This is a genomic window from Sphingobium sp. SA2 (genome assembly GCF_032227065.1).
Classification (GTDB): Bacteria; Pseudomonadota; Alphaproteobacteria; order Sphingomonadales; family Sphingomonadaceae; genus Sphingobium.
In genome coordinates this window covers 3,148,352-3,163,296 of sequence record NZ_JAPMXX010000006.1, presented here as the reverse complement: position 1 = coordinate 3,163,296, position 14,945 = coordinate 3,148,352, and the positions used below count along the sequence as shown (strand labels likewise).

Sequence of the window (14,945 nt, the reverse complement as noted above, 5' to 3'; positions counted from 1 at the left end):
TAAAGGCGTCGCGGCCTGAAAAAATCGAGAGTGCGTGATAACGGGAACTGAGCCGCACGCATGGGCGCAAGACAATAGGGTGGGTGCTGGATCAGCACTCACCCTTCTGCTTTTGGGCCAGGCGGGTTAGGGAAGCGGCATGAGGATGAGACGATTTGCCGCGCTGTGCGGCGCGGGCGCGATGGCGCTGCTGCTGTCGGCCTGTGGTGGCGGTCAATACCGGCCGGTGCGGGATGTGCCGGTCAAGATCGGCCCGCCCTATGTGGTGCGTGGCGTCACCTACACGCCTGCGGCTGATCCGGGTTATGACATGCTGGGCTATGCCAGCTGGTATGGATCGGAATCGGGCAATCGCACCGCCAATGGCGAACGCTTCCGTCCCGGCTGGGTGACCGCCGCGCATACCAGCCTGCCGCTGCCGAGCTACATCGAGGTGACGGCGCTGGACACCGGACGCACCATCGTCGTGCGGGTCAATGATCGCGGGCCTTTTTCCGGGCGCGGGCGGGTGATCGACCTGTCGCGCGGCGCGGCCGAGCAATTGGGCGTGCGGGCGCAGGGGCATGTGCCGGTGCGGGTGCGGCTGGTCGATCCGCCCGAAAAGGATCGCGCCCGGCTGCGCAAGGGCAAGGCGGCACCGGCGCGCACCTCCGTGCCCGAAGCTACCCTGCGCAAATTGCGCGCGCAGTTGCGCGCGGCGGGGCTGTAAGCGGCGGAAAGCGCCGATCGCGGCATTTGCCTGCTTGACGGGGCGGGATGAGCCGCATATGTGCCCACATCTCGCGGGCCTTATGGCCCCATGGCGATCGTAGCTCAGTTGGTTAGAGCGCCGGTTTGTGGTACCGGAGGTCGGGGGTTCAAGACCCCTCGATCGCCCCATTTTCTTCCTTCCGCCCTGATGCCGCGCATATTTGCCGGTCAGGCGGGAAGGGGCTTCGCAGCATCGCGATTGCGCCCTATAGCGCCCGGCATGACCGATGCGCGCGACAAAGGGCTGACCCTCAATCCCAAATATGACGACCATGGCCTGATCACGGCGGTGGTGACCGATGTGGACAGCGGCGACGTGCTGATGGTCGCGCATATGAATGCGCAGGCACTGGCGTTGACGGTCGAAACGGGCCTTGCCCATTTCTGGTCGCGCAGCCGGCAGGCGCTGTGGAAGAAGGGCGAAACGTCGGGCAACATGCTGGTGGTGCGCGACATCCGCATCGATTGCGATCAGGACGCTGTCTGGGTGAAGGCAGTCCCCGCCGGGCCGACCTGCCACACCGGCGCGCGCTCCTGCTTCTTCCGCCGGGTCGGGCGCGATGGCCTGAGTCTGGTCGATTAGGACGTCGATGCGGCGATCCGGCCTTGCTCTGTGTCTGATGCTGGCGGCGTGCCAGCCTGCCGCCGTTTCCAATGACATGGCGGCCGAGGCGGGTGGCGGCCTGCCTGCGTCCGGGCTGGAGCGCGCCGCGATCGAAAGTGGCGTCATCACCGATGCGGCCAAGATTTCCCCTGTCGGCCTGTTTCAGCGCCGCCATGAAGCCGGGCGCGATGCGCTGTGCGTGGTTCCAGGGGCCAAGGGGACGCTGCGTTTCGGCCTGGAAGCCAATTTCGGCGAGCAACTCGCCTGCCGGGGGCAGGGAACCGCGCGGCGTGCGGGCGACAAGCTGATCCTGCGCTTTGCTGGCGGCGATCGCTGCATCATCGTCGCTCAATATGATGGCGATCAGGTTGCGCTGCCGGGTGTCGTGGATCTCGCCTGTGCGCGGCTATGCGATGGGCGCGCCACGCTGGAGGGGGTCAGTTTCCCCCGGATCGCAGGTGATGCAGGCACGGCTTTGCGTGCGCAGGGGACAGGTGGCGACCCGCTCTGCAAGAGCTGAACGCGTTGGATCAATGGCCGATATAGCGGCCCGGCCGGTGGTTGACGATCAGCACGGCATTGATCGCCGCTGCCGACAGGACCGACAGCGCGAAGCGATCGGCGCTCAGCAGCGGTAGCGATGCTGCCAGGATGATGGCGTCGCCGATCATCTGGGTGCGGCCCGCATTCCATCCCCGCGTCTTCTGCCAAGTCAGCGCCATCACGCCCAGCCCGCCGACTCCCGCCCCATGGCGCGCGATGGCGAGGATGCCAAAGCCGATGATCGACCCGCCGAACAGGGCGGCGAAGAGCGGGCTGACCCGCGCCAGTTCCAGCGCCAGCGGCATCATCGTGCCCAGCCCCATGATCGCGATATTGGCGAACAGCGTTTTGAGCCCGAACGCCGCGCCCATCGCCCGCCCGGCGAACAGGAAGAAGGGGATGTTGATCAGCAGGAACAGCGTCGCTGGCGACCAGTGGATCAGATAGGACAGCAGCAGCGCGATGCCCGCCATGCCGCCCGTCACCAGATTGGCCTGTTTCAGCAGCATCAGCCCCATGGCGATGAAGGCACAGCCAAGCGCAATGGCATAGCCATCTTCGGCCAGATTATGCGGGCGGGGTGCGGGGAAGGCGTGCGTGGGAGTCATGGCGTGTCCGTCAAGCGTTACGCCCCGGTCATCCTCTTGCCCTGCCGCTGCTCATACAGCGGACGCGCGCCACTGCAAGAGGCTGCGCTTATCCGCCGGTGTCGATCTGCGCCGGGCCATATTGGTCGATCGCTTGGAACAACAGGGTCAGCGCCGCGCGTTCCTCTGCCACGATCTCCGGCCGCCACACTTCGAACAGCAGGATGACGCGGGTGTCGGCGCTGCGGTTCCACGCCTCATGTTCGATACTGTCGTCGAAGATGAGCATCTCGCCCCGGTGCCAGGGCCGCGCTTCCGCGCCGACGCGCAGCGCGCAATCAGGGGGCGTCAGCAGCGGCAGGTGGCAGATGAGCCGCGTGTTGAGCAGGCCGTGGTGTGGCGCGATATGGGTGCCGGGCTTGAGCAGCGACCACAGCGCCGTCGGCGATCGCCCTTCGATCACCGGCATCGGCGCATGGTCGAGCGCGGCCATGACGGCTGGGCAGCGCGTGGCATGGTCCGCCACCGGCGCGCCGCTCTGCCAGAAATAATAGGCCCCCCAACTGGGATCGTCGCGCAACTTGTTGTTGGGGGCCGGACGCTCCTTCGATGTCTGGACATAGGGCGCGAAGTCCGGCGCACCCGCGCGCACCGCGGCTAGTTCAGCGACGATCGCGTCGGTCATCGCCTCCATTGGCGCGACCCAGTCGAAATCGCTGCGCTCGTAAAAGGCGCGCTGGGGCAGGCCGGGGAAATAGAACATGCTGGGCTGCTGCAGATATATCTCGCGCTTGCCGAGCAGCAGGTCGGTGGCGAGCGCGATGCGGGGCAGCGGTGGCAAGTCGCGGATCGCGGCGGTCAGATGATCCTCGAAGCGCTGGCTCGATTGCGCGATGGCGTCTTGCGCCTGTTGCAGCAACGATTGCAGTTGCGGCGGCGCGCCATGGGCCGCCGCCTGCGCCAGCGCGGTACGCCGCCAGATGATTGCGCCACGATCGTCGCCGCGCGCCTGCGCATTATGGCCCATGGCGAGCAAAGCGGGCAGGTTGCGGGGATCGCCCGCCAGGATCGTGCGTAGCGCCTCCGCCTCGCCATCCCGATCGCCCAGCCGGTTGCAGACCTGCGCCAGCAGCATCGGCGGCGGCGCGGCCATCTGCGCCAGCGTCGCGCGCGCCTCGGCCGCATCGCCGCCGCGCAGCGCCACCAATGCGGCCTGGGCCAGCGCCTCTTCTCTTGCCTGATCGCTCATGCCCCTGCCTTATCGGGGAGCCTGATCTGGGACAAGCGCTGCGGCAAAGCGGCTTATTCGGCCGGAACCGCGATCATCCGCGTGGTCCGCTGTTGCAGCGCGATCGACAGGAGGAAGACGGCGAGGCCACCCAGCGCCAGCGCGGCACCGATCCAGCCGGTCGAGGTCAGGCCATAGCCCGCCGCGATCGCCATGCCGCCAAGCCAGGGGCCAAGCGCATTGGCGACGTTGAAGGCGCTATGGTGCAGCGCTGCGGCCAACGTCTGCGCATCGCCCGACACGTCCATCAACCGCGCCTGCAACGGCGTACCCAATCCGCCACCCGCCCCGATCAGGAAGATGATCAGGCTGAGCGTCCAGATATTGCCCGCCATCAATGGGAACAGCGCTAATGCGCCCGCGCTCCACAACAGCACGAGGATGACGGTGCGGTTGAGCGCCCGGTCGGCCATCCACGCGGCGACGAGGTTGCCGATCGTCATGCCGACGCCAAAGATCATCAGGATCACCGGCACCCAGACTTCGGACACCCCGGTCACTTCGATCATCGTCGAGGCGACATAGGTATAGACCGCGAACAGCCCGCCGAAGCCTATCGCGCCGGTCAGCAGCGTCAGCCAGACCTGCGGCTTGGCGAGCGCGGTCAGTTCGCGCGCGGCGCTCGCCTTGGGGTCGCCTGCGTCGCGCGGGGCGTAGAGCGCCACCAGCGTCATCGTCGCGATGGCGAGCGCCGTCACCACGAAAAAGCCCGACCGCCAGCCCAGCGCTTGCCCCATCCAGTTGGCGACGGGCACGCCCAGCACCGTGGCGATGGTGAGGCCCGACATGACCCGTGCAATCGCCTGTGCCCGCTTTTCGATCGGCACCAGCTTGGCCGCCACCAGCGCGGCAACGCCGAAATAGGCGCCATGCGGCACGCCGCTCAGGAAGCGGAAGACAAGCATCCAGCCATAGCTGGGCGACAGCGCCGACAAGCCATTGCCGATCGCGAACAAGGCCATCAGGCCGATTAACAGCTTGCGACGCGGCAGTCGTGCGCCAAAGGCGGCGATCACCGGCGCACCGGCGACCACGCCTAGCGCATAGGCACTGATCGCATGGCCAGCGGTCGGTACATCGATGCCGAGGTCACGCGCGAAGAAAGGCAGCAGGCTCATCGCCGCAAATTCGGTGGTCCCGATCGCGAAGGCGCCAACGGCGAGCGCGAAAAGGACGAGCGCGGGTTGCGCCTGGTGGGGGCGGGTGCCCATGGCTTTGCTCCATGCTGCAATGCAAAATAGCGGAAGCGCGGCAGATGGGCTTCATGACAACGCTGGTCAAGGGCGGGTGCGCGTGAGTTTATTGCAAGTGCTGCGGCGCGTTATGCAATACAAGCCATCGTCGCAGGATAATGTCGCGGCGCTTACGTCCCGACCTGCGCCTTGCTGACGTCGAGCCGCTTGCCGTTGGTGATGACGACGACGTCGCCCAATTTCGTCACGCCGAACAATTTTTGCGCGAAGGCGACGGGGACGCCGATGCAGCCATGGGTTGCCTTGCCCCATTGGACGTCGCTGCCATGGATCGCCACGCCGTCGCTGGTCAGGCGCAGCATATAGGGCATCGGCGCATTGTCGTAGAGGTTGGAATAATGGTCGGCGTCCTTCTGCGTGATCGGGAAGGCGCCTAAGGGGCTGGGCTTGTCGGTCGCGCCATAGAGGATGACGGCCGCGCCGATTTCATAGCCTGCGCGAAACACCGATAGCGTTTGCGCGCGCAGGTCCACGGTAATGATGACGGGGCCGGTCGTCGGCGCGCCGCTTTCGTCCCAGGCATAGTCGCCATGGCGGAACGGGCCGTCGATCTTGAGGACGCGCTTGACCGTCAGGGCGCGCGGATCGATCGCCATCGGCTGGTCGCTGAACGGGCCGTCGTTCGCTTGACCGTCAGGGCGGGCTTTCGGGGGGGGTTCGGGGCAGGGGCTGGGGCAGGGGCAGGTGTGCCTTTGCTATGGGCGCAGGCGGGGGGGTTCTTCGGCGGCGGGGGCGGTCGATCCAGCCGGTCACCAGCAGGCCAATGCCCGCCAGCCCTGCGCCGATCGCCAGCTTGGGACCGGCGCTTTTCGCCAATGCTTTGAGCAGAGCTGCCATATCATCCTCAAACAAATTCCTCCCCTGTAAGGGGAGGGGGACCACGAAGTGGTGGAGGGGTGTCGCCGTCACGATGGGGGGACACCCCTCCGTCAGGCTTCGCCTGCCACCTCCCCTTGCAGGGGAGGAACTCCATCGTCCGTCATAGCGGCAAAAGGTTAAGCTCAGCCTTCGCGCGCGACTTCCGCTGCCGCGATGGCGGTGAGGTTGAGGATGCCGCGCGAGGTGACGCCGGGGGTCAGCACATGAATGGGCTTGGTCAGGCCCATCAGCATCGGGCCGACCGTAGGCGAACTGGACGAGGCGGACAGCGCGGTGAGCGTGATGTTCGCGGCATCCAAATTGGGCATGACCAGCAGATTGGCTGGCCCTTCGAAGCGCGAATCGGGGATCAGTTTCTCGCGCAGCGCCTGGCTGAGCGCCGCATCCGCATGCATTTCGCCATCGACGGCCAGATCTGGCGCGGCCTGCCGCACCAGTTTGAGCGCGGCGCGCATCTTGCGCGCGCTGTCGCTGTGCGAGGCACCGAAATTGGAGTGGGACAGCAGGGCGACGCGCGGGACCAGGCCGAAATGTTCCAGCTCGGTCGCCGCCAGCAGCGTCATTTCCGCAACCTGTTCGGGCGTCGGATTGGGCACCATATGGGTGTCGGTGATGAACAGCGCGCCCGCATCGAGGATCAGCCCCGACAGCGCATAGACGCGGTTGCGGCCCGGCACCCGGTCGATGATGCGCAGCGCATGTTCGACCTGGCCCCAATATTCCGAATTGCCGCCGATCAGCGCGGCGTCGACATGGCCGAGGCGCAGCAGCATGGCGGCGGTGACGCTGGGGCGGCGATAGACATGGCGCAGCACTTCGGCGGCGGGCACGCCCCGGCGCGAGGCGACGGCGCGATAGCCCTCGACCAGTTGCGTCATGATCTCATGATCGGTTTCGGGATCGATCACCTCGACATCACGGCCCAGCTCAAAGCGGAGGCCGAGGTCGGGCAGTTTCTGGTTCAGGATGCGGCGGCGCGCGATGATGGTCGGGCGGACGATACCTTCGTCCAGCGCGTCCTGAATGGCGCGCAGCACGCGCTCATCCTCGCCCTCGCCATAGACGATGCGACGTGCGCCACCGCGTGCGGCCTCGAACACCGGCAGCATGAGCTGGCCGGACCGGGTATTCTGCCGCGTCAGGCGGCGGCGATAGTCGTCCAGGTCGATCGGGCGGCGGGCGACGCCGCTGTCCATCGCCGCGCGCGCCACGGCGACCGCGATCTCGCCGATCAGGCGCGGGTCGAAGGGGGTGGGGATGATATAGTCGGGGCCGAAGACCAGCCTGCGCCCGCCATAGGCCTGCGCCACGCTGTCATGCGCGGGCATGCGGGCGAGGCTGGCGATCGCGTCGGCCGCCGCAACCTTCATCGCTTCGTTGATCTGGGTCGCGCCGACATCCAGCGCGCCCCGGAAGATATAGGGGAAGCACAGGACGTTGTTGACCTGATTGGGATAGTCCGAGCGGCCGGTGGCGATGATCGCGTCGGGGCGGACTTCGCGCGCGGCTTCGGGGCGGATTTCGGGTTCGGGGTTGGCGAGCGCGAAAATCAGCGGATTGGGGGCCATCAACGGCAGCCATTCGGGCTTCAAGACGCCGGGCGCAGAGAGGCCGAGGAACAGATTGGCCCCCGGCAGCACGTCGGGCAGGGTGCGAGCGTTGGTGACGCGGGCGTAGCGCGCCATATTGGGCAACATGCCTTCGCGGCCCGAATGGATGACGCCATCCTTGTCGGTCATGGTGACATTGTCGACCGGCAGGCCCATCGACACGAGCAGATCGACGCAGGCGAGCGCCGCCGCGCCCGCGCCCGACGTCACCAGCTTGGCATCGGCCAGCGTCTTGCCCTGAATCACCAGCGCGTTGCGCACGGCGGCGGCGACGACGATGGCGGTGCCATGCTGGTCGTCATGAAAGACCGGAATATTCATCCGTTCCTTCAACCGCGCCTCGATCGCGAAACATTCGGGCGCCTTGATATCTTCCAGGTTGATGCCGCCGAAGGTCGGCTCCATCAGGGCGACGGCTTCGATGAATTTTTCAGGGTCGGTGGTGTCGAGTTCGATGTCGAACACGTCGATATCGGCGAATTTCTTGAAGAGGACCGCCTTGCCCTCCATCACCGGCTTGGATGCCAGCGCGCCGATCGCGCCGAGGCCAAGGACGGCGGTGCCGTTGGAGATGACCGCGACCAGATTGCCGCGCGCGGTATAATCGAGCGCCTTGTCGGGATCGGCGGCGATCTCCATGCAGGGGGCGGCGACGCCGGGCGAATAGGCCAGCGCGAGATCGCGCTGGTTGACCATGCGTTTGGTCGGCTCGATCCGCAGCTTCCCCGGCTGGGGAAAGCGGTGATAGTCGAGGGCGGCGCGGCGGGTATTATCGTCCATGCGATGGGCCTTACGGGCTGCGTTCCGCAAGGGCAATGGTGGAACGCGCCCAGGGGGGCGTTGGCGCATATAGTCCGACAAGAAAATCGACGAAGGCGGTGATGGCGGCGGGCGGATTATGCTGTGGCAGTTGCACCGCGAACAGGCCGACATCCGCCGACCCTTCATGGTCCGGCACGATCTGCCGAACATCGCCGCGCGCCAGCGCGTCGCTGATATCCCAGAGCGAGCGCAGCGCGATGCCGCCGCCCGCCAGCGCGAGTTCGCGCACCACTTCGCTGCTGTTGGTGCGGACATGGCTGCGGCCCTCGACCGTCACCGGCCCTTTCGGACCGACGAGGCGCCAGGGCATCTGGCCATCGGCGGCGAGCAGGCGGTGGTTTTTGAGGTCGGCCAGGGTGGCGGGCGTTCCATAGCGGTCGAGATAGGCGGGCGCGGCGCACAGGATGCGGCGGTTGGTCGCCAGCCGCCGTGCGGCCAGGCCCGGCCCCGGATCGGCGGTGATGCGGATGGCGAGGTCCGCGCGGGTGTCGATCAGGTCGGCGAAATCGTCCGACAAGTTGATGGCGAGATCGACACGGGGATGGGCGTCCAGAAAGCGTGGCAGCCAGGGGGCGAGATGCATCCGGCCGAAGGAGGTGGGCGCGGTGATGCGCAGTGGTCCCGCGACGATCGCCGACGTGCCCGAAACGCGCCGCTCGGCTTCGTCCAGCGCCGCCAATATGCCGCGCAGATCGGCATGGAGCCGCTCGCCCGCCGGGGTCAGGGCCAGCCGCCGCGTGGTGCGGTGAACGAGGCGCGTGCCCAGCCGCTCCTCCAGCCGGGCGAGCCGCTTGGACATCATCGCGGGGGAGATATGCAGGCGGCGGCCGGCAGCGGCGAGGCCGCCTTCGTCCACGATCGCGACGAACAGTTCATGGTCGGGGTCCATCATATTCGTTCACCATGGGAATGACTATGTTCGTATAATAGTGAATATACGACATAATGGGAATGGGCTATTCCAGTGTCCAGCATCATCGTCATTCCCGCGAAGGCGGGAACCCATCTCCGGCGCTGTCCCCCGTCGCTACGGTGGGAGATGGATCCCCGCTTTCGCGGGGATGACGACAGGATTTAGGAGCAGATTGATGACCGACCACATGATCGACAAATCCGGCCTTCAGGTCGCGGCATCGCTCGCCGACTTCATCGACAATCAGGCACTGCCCGGCACCGGGATCGAACCGGCCGCCTTCTGGGCCGGGGCTGCGGACATTTTCGCACGCTTCACCCCTGACAATATCGCGCTGCTGGAAACCCGCGACGCGATGCAGGCGCAGATCGATGACTGGCATGAACAGCGGGCAGGCCAGCCGCATTATGCGCAGGCCTATCAGGCGTTCCTGCGCGCCATCGGCTATCTGGTTCCCGAACCCGCGCCCTTCACGATCGGCAGCGAGAATGTCGATGATGAAGTCGCGCGGCTGGCCGGACCGCAATTGGTCGTCCCCATCCTCAACGCCCGCTTCCTGCTCAACGCCGCCAATGCGCGTTGGGGAAGCCTGTACGACTCGCTGTACGGCACCGACGCCATTCCCGGCGCGGCGGCGGGGAAGGGCTATGATGCGGCACGCGGGGCGCAGGTCATCGCCTGGGCCAAGGCGTTTCTGGACGATGCCATCCCGCTCGCCAATGGGCGTTGGGCCGACCTGGCTTCAGACGAGATCATCCTCGCCGATTCCAGCCAATATCTGGGCCGCAGCGAGAAGGGCCGCCTGTTTCGCCACAATGGCCTGCATGTCGAGGTCGTGTTCGACAGCAGCCACCCCATCGGTGCGACCGACCCGGCGGGCATATCCGATGTCATCCTCGAATCGGCGCTGACCGCCATTTGCGATCTGGAGGACTCGGTCGCGGCGGTCGATGCGGCGGACAAGGTTGCGGCCTATGTCAATTGGCTGGGCCTGATGAAGGGCGACCTGACCGAGACGTTCGAGAAGGGCGGCGCAATGATGACGCGGGCGCTGAACCCTGACCGCGCTTATACTGCGCCCGATGGCAGTGGCTTCACCTTGCCCGGCCGCAGCCTGTTGTTCGTCCGCAATGTCGGCCATTTGATGACGACGCCCGCCATCCTGCTGCCCGATGGTTCGCAAGCGCCCGAAGGCATTCTCGACGGCATCGTCACCAGCCTGATCGCGCTGCACGACCTGGCCCGCGACGGCGGCAACAGCCGCGCGGGCAGCGTCTATATCGTCAAGCCCAAGATGCACGGACCCGATGAAGCGGCCTTCACCAACCGTCTGTTCGACGGCATCGAGGACATGCTGGGGATGGCGCGTCACACGCTCAAGGTCGGCGTCATGGATGAGGAGCGCCGCACCTCGGCCAATCTCGCCGCCTGCATCCATGCCGTGCGCGATCGCATCGTCTTCATCAACACCGGCTTCCTCGACCGCACCGGCGACGAGATGCATACGTCGATGCAGGCCGGGCCGATGATCCGTAAGGGCGAGATGAAGAGCAGCGACTGGATCACCGCCTATGAGGATCGCAACGTCCAGATCGGCCTCGCCTGCGGCCTGTCGGGTCGGGCGCAGATCGGCAAGGGCATGTGGGCCGCGCCGGATCGGATGGCCGACATGCTGGAACAGAAGATCGGGCACCCCAAGAGCGGTGCCAACACCGCCTGGGTGCCATCGCCGACCGCCGCGACGCTCCACGCGACCCATTATCACCGCTTCGACGTGTTCGCGCGCCAGGCGGAGCGGGCGGCCGAGGGTATCGCGCCGCTCGAAAAACTGCTGACTATCCCGGTCGCGACCGGGCGCAACTGGTCGGAAGAGGAGATCCGCCAAGAACTGGACAATAATGCGCAGGGCATATTGGGCTATGTCGTCCGCTGGATCGACCAGGGCGTCGGCTGTTCCAAGGTGCCGGACATCCACGACATCGGCCTGATGGAGGACCGCGCGACGCTGCGCATTTCCTCGCAGCATATGGCCAATTGGCTGTTGCATGGCGTCTGCACCGGCGAGCAGGTCTATGCCGCGCTTCGGCGCATGGCGGCCAAGGTCGATGCGCAGAATGCGGGCGATCCTTTGTATCAGCCGATGAGTGGGCGCGAGGCAGAGAGCCTGGCGTTCCAGGCGGCGCGTGCGCTGGTGTTCGAGGGTGTCGCGCAGCCCAATGGCTATACCGAACCGCTGCTGCACGCCTATCGTGCGAGGCAGAAGGCGGGGGCAGAGTTGGAAGCGGTTTAACCAACGCCCGTTCGTTTCGAGCAAAGTCGAGAAACGCTTCTCGACACGCTCGAAGCGAACGGATGTTGTCGCGCGTTCCCGGCTGCGTTAGCCCTTACCGCCACGCAGCATCGGAGCCGTCATGACCATCATCGTCCACCATCTCAACAACAGCCGCTCGCAACGTATCCTGTGGATGCTGGAGGAATTGGGCGAGGCTTATGAGGTGCGTCGCTACGAACGCGATCGCAAGACGATGCGCGCGCCCGCGTCGCTGCGCGCCATTCATCCGCTCGGTCGGTCGCCGGTGGTGGAGGTCGATGGCCATCGCCTGATCGAAACCGGCGCGATCATGGACTATCTGGTCGCGCGCGCCGCCAATCGCTTCGGGCCGCCCGCCGATGTGGACGGCGCGATCCGCTACCGTCAGTTCCTCCATTATGCCGAAGGATCGCTGATGCCGCCGCTGCTGGCGCTGCTGATCATCGGCAAGCTCGGCCTGCTGGGTCGCCCGGCGCGTCCCACCGTGCAGGGGATGCTGGACGATCATCTCGACTGGATTGAAAGCGAACTGGCCACGCGCCCCTATTTCGCGGGCGAGAGCTTCACCGCCGCCGACATGATGATGAGCTTTCCACTGGAAGCGGCCTGTTCGCGGGGTGGCCTCAACGACAGCCGCCCCAATATCCTGCGCTGGCTCAGCGAGATGCACGCCCGTCCCGCCTATCAGGCTGCGTTGCAGGCCGGTGGCCCCTATGCTTACGCCTGACCGGCGCAGCCTGCTTGGCTATGCCGCCGCTGGCATCGCCGCCGCCGTCACCCCGCGCCTGTTCGCGCAGGAGCGGGCGGCGGAAGCGCTGACGTCCCTGACCCAAGGCATTAAGCCCATCGGCCCGGCCGAACGCGCCGATCGCTTGGCGCGCGCGCAGGCGATGATGCAGGCTCAGGGTATCGACGCGCTGCTGATCGAGCCGGGGGCGAGCCTTATCTATTATAGCGGTGTGCGCTGGTGGCGCAGCGAGCGGTTGACCGCGATGATCATTCCGGCGTCGGGCACGCCGCTCATCATCTGCCCCTTTTTCGAAAAGCCCTCGATCAACGAATCGCTTGGCATATCGGCGGAAGTGCGGGTGTGGCAGGAGCATGAAAGTCCCCACGCGCTGGTCGCTGCCTTCCTGACCGAAAAGGGGTTGGCGAAGGGCCGGATCGGCATCGAGGAAACGGTGCGCTATTTCGCGGTCGATGGCCTCAAGGCGGCGCTGCCGCAGGCGCGGCTGACCACCGATCCGGTGACTCGCGCGCTGCGGATGCGCAAGACGCCCGCCGAAATCGCGCTGATGCAGACCGCCGCCGATGTCACCATGGCCGCCTATCGCTGGACCTACCCCCAAGTGAAGGCAGGCATGACCCCGGCCGATATCGGTGCGCTGATGACTGCCGCGACCACTGCGCTGGGTGGCAAGAGTGAGTTCAACCTCGTCCTATTGGGCGAGGCGGCCGCCTATCCGCATGGCTCCGGCAAGCCGCAGGCGGTGCGGGCTGGCGAGGTCGTATTGATGGATTGCGGCTGCACCGTGGGCGATTATCAGTCCGACATCAGCCGGACCTTCGTTTACGGAGCCACGCCCAGCACCCAACAGCGCAAGGTCTGGAACGACGTGGCGCAGGGGCAGGAGATCGCCTTCGCTGCCGCCAAACTCGGCACGCCCGCAGGGGCGGTCGATGACGCCGTGCGGGCGCATTATGAAGGCCATGGCTATGGCCCCGGCTATGCGCTCCCTGGCCTGTCCCACCGCACCGGCCATGGCATCGGCATGGAGGGGCATGAGCCGGTCAACCTGGTCCATGGCGAAACCACCCGGCTGGACGTCGGCATGTGTTTCTCCAACGAACCGGGGCTGTATCTGCCGGGCACGATGGGCGTGCGGATGGAGGATTGTTTCCACATGACCGCGCAGGGTCCGGCGTGGTTTTCAAAGCCCCCAGTATCGATCGAGGAACCCATCGGCTAGTCCGTTACAGGTCCAGCACCATGCGCCTCGCCCATGCGACGGATCGCGGCGACCTTGGTGTGGAGCGGGGCCCAGTCATCATTCTCGGCGATGGCGGACCAGATCGCTTCGACTTCTTCGATATGCATGGAGCAGGGTTGTGGGTCGGCCCAATAGGCGTGGTCCTTTGCGCCGGGCACCGCACGGAAGCCGCTGATGGCGGCGCGGAATTCGCCCCAGGCGGCGTCGCTATAATCGGTGCCGATCCGTGCGGTGCCGCCGCGCCAGTCGTGGAAGAAGCGGTCGATGGGGGTGGCGGTGGTGATCATGGCGCGGACGGCGGACTGGATCATGGCGTCGCTGTCGTCGCCGGGGATGACGCCGAGCCGCCAGCAGAAGCGGCGCGCCATGGCCTGGCCGTAGAGGGCGGGGAAGCGCTCCAACTGTGCGATCAGCGGTTCGGCCTCCACCAGCGCGCGGAGCGAAACGGCGAGTTGGGCGACGTCCCAATGGATCGCTTCGGCCTGCCGCCCGAACGCATACAACCCCTGATGGTCGAAATAGGCGGCGGTGAAGCCCGCGTCCCACAAGGGGGTGAAGCGCCAGGGGCCATAGTCGAAACTTTCGCCGGTGACGTTGATATTGTCGCTGTTGAGGACGCCATGGACGAAGCCTGCGATCATATAGCTGGCGGCGAGATCGGCGGTGCGTTCGACCACGCGGCCCAGCAGTTGCGCGGGCGGATTGTCGCCGGGCGTTTCGCCGTACAACTGCGTCAGCGCATAGTCGGTGAGGCGCGTGAGCAGTTGTTGGTCTTCGTGGAAGGCGGCGCGCTGGAACGTGCCGATGCGGATATGCGAGTGGGACAGGCGCACCATCGCCGCGCCGCGCGTAGGCGATGGTTCGTCGTTGCGTTCCAGTGCTTCGCCGGTTTCGATGATGGAGAAGGTGCGCGAGGTGGGGACGCCCAGCGCTTCGAGCATTTCGGTGGCCAATATCTCGCGCACGCCACCCTTGAGCGTCAAGCGCCCGTCGCCCGACCGACTATGGGGCGTCCGCCCGGTGCCTTTGGTGCCGAGGTCCATCAGCCGGTCGGCCTCGTCGCGCAGTTGGGCGAACAGGAAGCCGCGGCCGTCGCCGATGTCGGGGTTGTAATGGCGGAACTGGTGGCCGTGATAGCGCAGCGCCAGCGGACGGGGCAGCGATCCTTCCAGCGGTTCAAAACGGCCGAAATGGGCGATCCATTGATCGTCGGTCAGGCCATCGAGGCCGACCGATGCGGCGGCCCTGTCGTTGCGATAGCGCAGGATGGTCTGAGGAAAGTCCGCTGCCCCGACGGGATCGGCGATGTCGGGCATCAGCGTGTCGATTTGGCGCGCGGGGCGAAATTTGGCGGGTTGCGGCGTCTGGCTCATAAGGTGATATGGGGGTGGCAA

General features: G+C 66.2%; 13 protein-coding genes, 1 tRNA gene and 1 pseudogene. 7 read left to right on the top strand and 8 right to left on the bottom strand.

The window, feature by feature from the left end; translation table 11 throughout:
- The first annotated feature begins 139 nt into the window (after positions 1-139).
- The 4 genes from OVY48_RS22945 (at position 140) to OVY48_RS22930 (ending at position 1,874) form a co-directional block, all read left to right on the top strand.
- Entirely contained in the window at positions 140-709 is a 570-nt protein-coding gene (locus tag OVY48_RS22945; RefSeq protein ID WP_313924602.1) for a septal ring lytic transglycosylase RlpA family protein, read from the top strand.
- A 93-nt stretch (positions 710-802) separates the two neighbouring features.
- A tRNA-His gene (locus OVY48_RS22940) sits at positions 803-879 on the top strand.
- Between the two features lie 91 nt (positions 880-970).
- Entirely contained in the window at positions 971-1,333 is a 363-nt protein-coding gene (hisI, locus tag OVY48_RS22935) for a phosphoribosyl-AMP cyclohydrolase (protein WP_313924601.1), read from the top strand.
- 7 nt (positions 1,334-1,340) lie between these two features.
- The gene (locus OVY48_RS22930) at positions 1,341-1,874 is read left to right on the top strand and encodes a hypothetical protein (protein ID WP_313924600.1); all 534 of its coding nucleotides are present in this window, start codon (positions 1,341-1,343) and stop codon (positions 1,872-1,874) included.
- Positions 1,875-1,884: 10 nt separating this feature from the next.
- Here the strand turns inward: OVY48_RS22930 and OVY48_RS22925 are convergent, their stop codons facing one another.
- From OVY48_RS22925 to OVY48_RS22895, 7 genes and pseudogenes are all read right to left on the bottom strand, one after another.
- A complete protein-coding gene (locus tag OVY48_RS22925; RefSeq protein ID WP_096061494.1) occupies positions 1,885-2,505 on the bottom strand; it encodes a YitT family protein in 621 nt (206 codons plus the stop codon).
- Between the two features lie 88 nt (positions 2,506-2,593).
- On the bottom strand, positions 2,594-3,733 hold the full coding sequence (locus tag OVY48_RS22920; protein WP_313924599.1) for an aspartyl/asparaginyl beta-hydroxylase domain-containing protein: 1,140 nt from the start codon (positions 3,731-3,733) through the stop codon (positions 2,594-2,596).
- Positions 3,734-3,786: 53 nt separating this feature from the next.
- A complete protein-coding gene (locus OVY48_RS22915; protein WP_313924598.1) occupies positions 3,787-4,983 on the bottom strand; it encodes an MFS transporter in 1,197 nt (398 codons plus the stop codon).
- Positions 4,984-5,135: 152 nt separating this feature from the next.
- Positions 5,136-5,633, bottom strand: a pseudogene (locus tag OVY48_RS22910) (L,D-transpeptidase family protein); the annotation flags it as partial.
- A 25-nt stretch (positions 5,634-5,658) separates the two neighbouring features.
- The gene (locus tag OVY48_RS22905) at positions 5,659-5,862 is read right to left on the bottom strand and encodes a hypothetical protein (protein WP_313924597.1); all 204 of its coding nucleotides are present in this window, start codon (positions 5,860-5,862) and stop codon (positions 5,659-5,661) included.
- Positions 5,863-6,026: 164 nt separating this feature from the next.
- Positions 6,027-8,294: an NADP-dependent malic enzyme gene (locus OVY48_RS22900; protein WP_313924596.1), complete on the bottom strand. Its 2,268-nt coding sequence runs from the start codon at positions 8,292-8,294 to the stop codon at positions 6,027-6,029.
- Between the two features lie 10 nt (positions 8,295-8,304).
- Positions 8,305-9,228: a LysR family transcriptional regulator gene (locus OVY48_RS22895; protein ID WP_313924595.1), complete on the bottom strand. Its 924-nt coding sequence runs from the start codon at positions 9,226-9,228 to the stop codon at positions 8,305-8,307.
- 196 nt (positions 9,229-9,424) lie between these two features.
- Between OVY48_RS22895 and OVY48_RS22890 the strand changes: the two genes are divergently transcribed.
- The 3 genes from OVY48_RS22890 (at position 9,425) to OVY48_RS22880 (ending at position 13,530) form a co-directional block, all read left to right on the top strand.
- On the top strand, positions 9,425-11,539 hold the full coding sequence (locus OVY48_RS22890) for a malate synthase G (protein ID WP_313924594.1): 2,115 nt from the start codon (positions 9,425-9,427) through the stop codon (positions 11,537-11,539).
- 121 nt (positions 11,540-11,660) lie between these two features.
- The gene (locus OVY48_RS22885; protein ID WP_313924593.1) at positions 11,661-12,287 is read left to right on the top strand and encodes a glutathione S-transferase; all 627 of its coding nucleotides are present in this window, start codon (positions 11,661-11,663) and stop codon (positions 12,285-12,287) included.
- On the top strand, positions 12,274-13,530 hold the full coding sequence (locus OVY48_RS22880) for a Xaa-Pro peptidase family protein (RefSeq protein WP_313924592.1): 1,257 nt from the start codon (positions 12,274-12,276) through the stop codon (positions 13,528-13,530). Before OVY48_RS22885 ends, OVY48_RS22880 begins: the two co-directional genes overlap by 14 nt.
- Here the strand turns inward: OVY48_RS22880 and OVY48_RS22875 are convergent.
- Complete coding sequence (locus OVY48_RS22875; protein ID WP_313924591.1) at positions 13,527-14,924, bottom strand: protein adenylyltransferase SelO family protein; 1,398 nt, start codon at positions 14,922-14,924, stop codon at positions 13,527-13,529. The genes OVY48_RS22880 and OVY48_RS22875 overlap by 4 nt on opposite strands.
- Between the last annotated feature and the right edge of the window lie 21 nt (positions 14,925-14,945).

Bases quoted from the DNA above. Each gene is read 5' to 3' on its own strand.
- hisI (WP_313924601.1), top strand. From the start codon at position 971: ATGACCGATGCGCGCGACAAAGGGCTGACCCTCAATCCCAAATATGAC.
- OVY48_RS22930 (WP_313924600.1), top strand. From the start codon at position 1,341: ATGCGGCGATCCGGCCTTGCTCTGTGTCTGATGCTGGCGGCGTGCCAG.
- OVY48_RS22915 (WP_313924598.1), bottom strand. From the start codon at position 4,983: ATGGGCACCCGCCCCCACCAGGCGCAACCCGCGCTCGTCCTTTTCGCG.
- OVY48_RS22900 (WP_313924596.1), bottom strand. From the start codon at position 8,294: ATGGACGATAATACCCGCCGCGCCGCCCTCGACTATCACCGCTTTCCC.
- OVY48_RS22875 (WP_313924591.1), bottom strand. From the start codon at position 14,924: ATGAGCCAGACGCCGCAACCCGCCAAATTTCGCCCCGCGCGCCAAATC.
- OVY48_RS22895 (WP_313924595.1), bottom strand. From the start codon at position 9,228: ATGATGGACCCCGACCATGAACTGTTCGTCGCGATCGTGGACGAAGGC.
- OVY48_RS22890 (WP_313924594.1), top strand. From the start codon at position 9,425: ATGACCGACCACATGATCGACAAATCCGGCCTTCAGGTCGCGGCATCG.
- OVY48_RS22945 (WP_313924602.1), top strand. From the start codon at position 140: ATGAGGATGAGACGATTTGCCGCGCTGTGCGGCGCGGGCGCGATGGCG.
- OVY48_RS22925 (WP_096061494.1), bottom strand. From the start codon at position 2,505: ATGACTCCCACGCACGCCTTCCCCGCACCCCGCCCGCATAATCTGGCC.
- OVY48_RS22920 (WP_313924599.1), bottom strand. From the start codon at position 3,733: ATGAGCGATCAGGCAAGAGAAGAGGCGCTGGCCCAGGCCGCATTGGTG.
- OVY48_RS22905 (WP_313924597.1), bottom strand. From the start codon at position 5,862: ATGGCAGCTCTGCTCAAAGCATTGGCGAAAAGCGCCGGTCCCAAGCTG.
- OVY48_RS22885 (WP_313924593.1), top strand. From the start codon at position 11,661: ATGACCATCATCGTCCACCATCTCAACAACAGCCGCTCGCAACGTATC.
- OVY48_RS22880 (WP_313924592.1), top strand. From the start codon at position 12,274: ATGCTTACGCCTGACCGGCGCAGCCTGCTTGGCTATGCCGCCGCTGGC.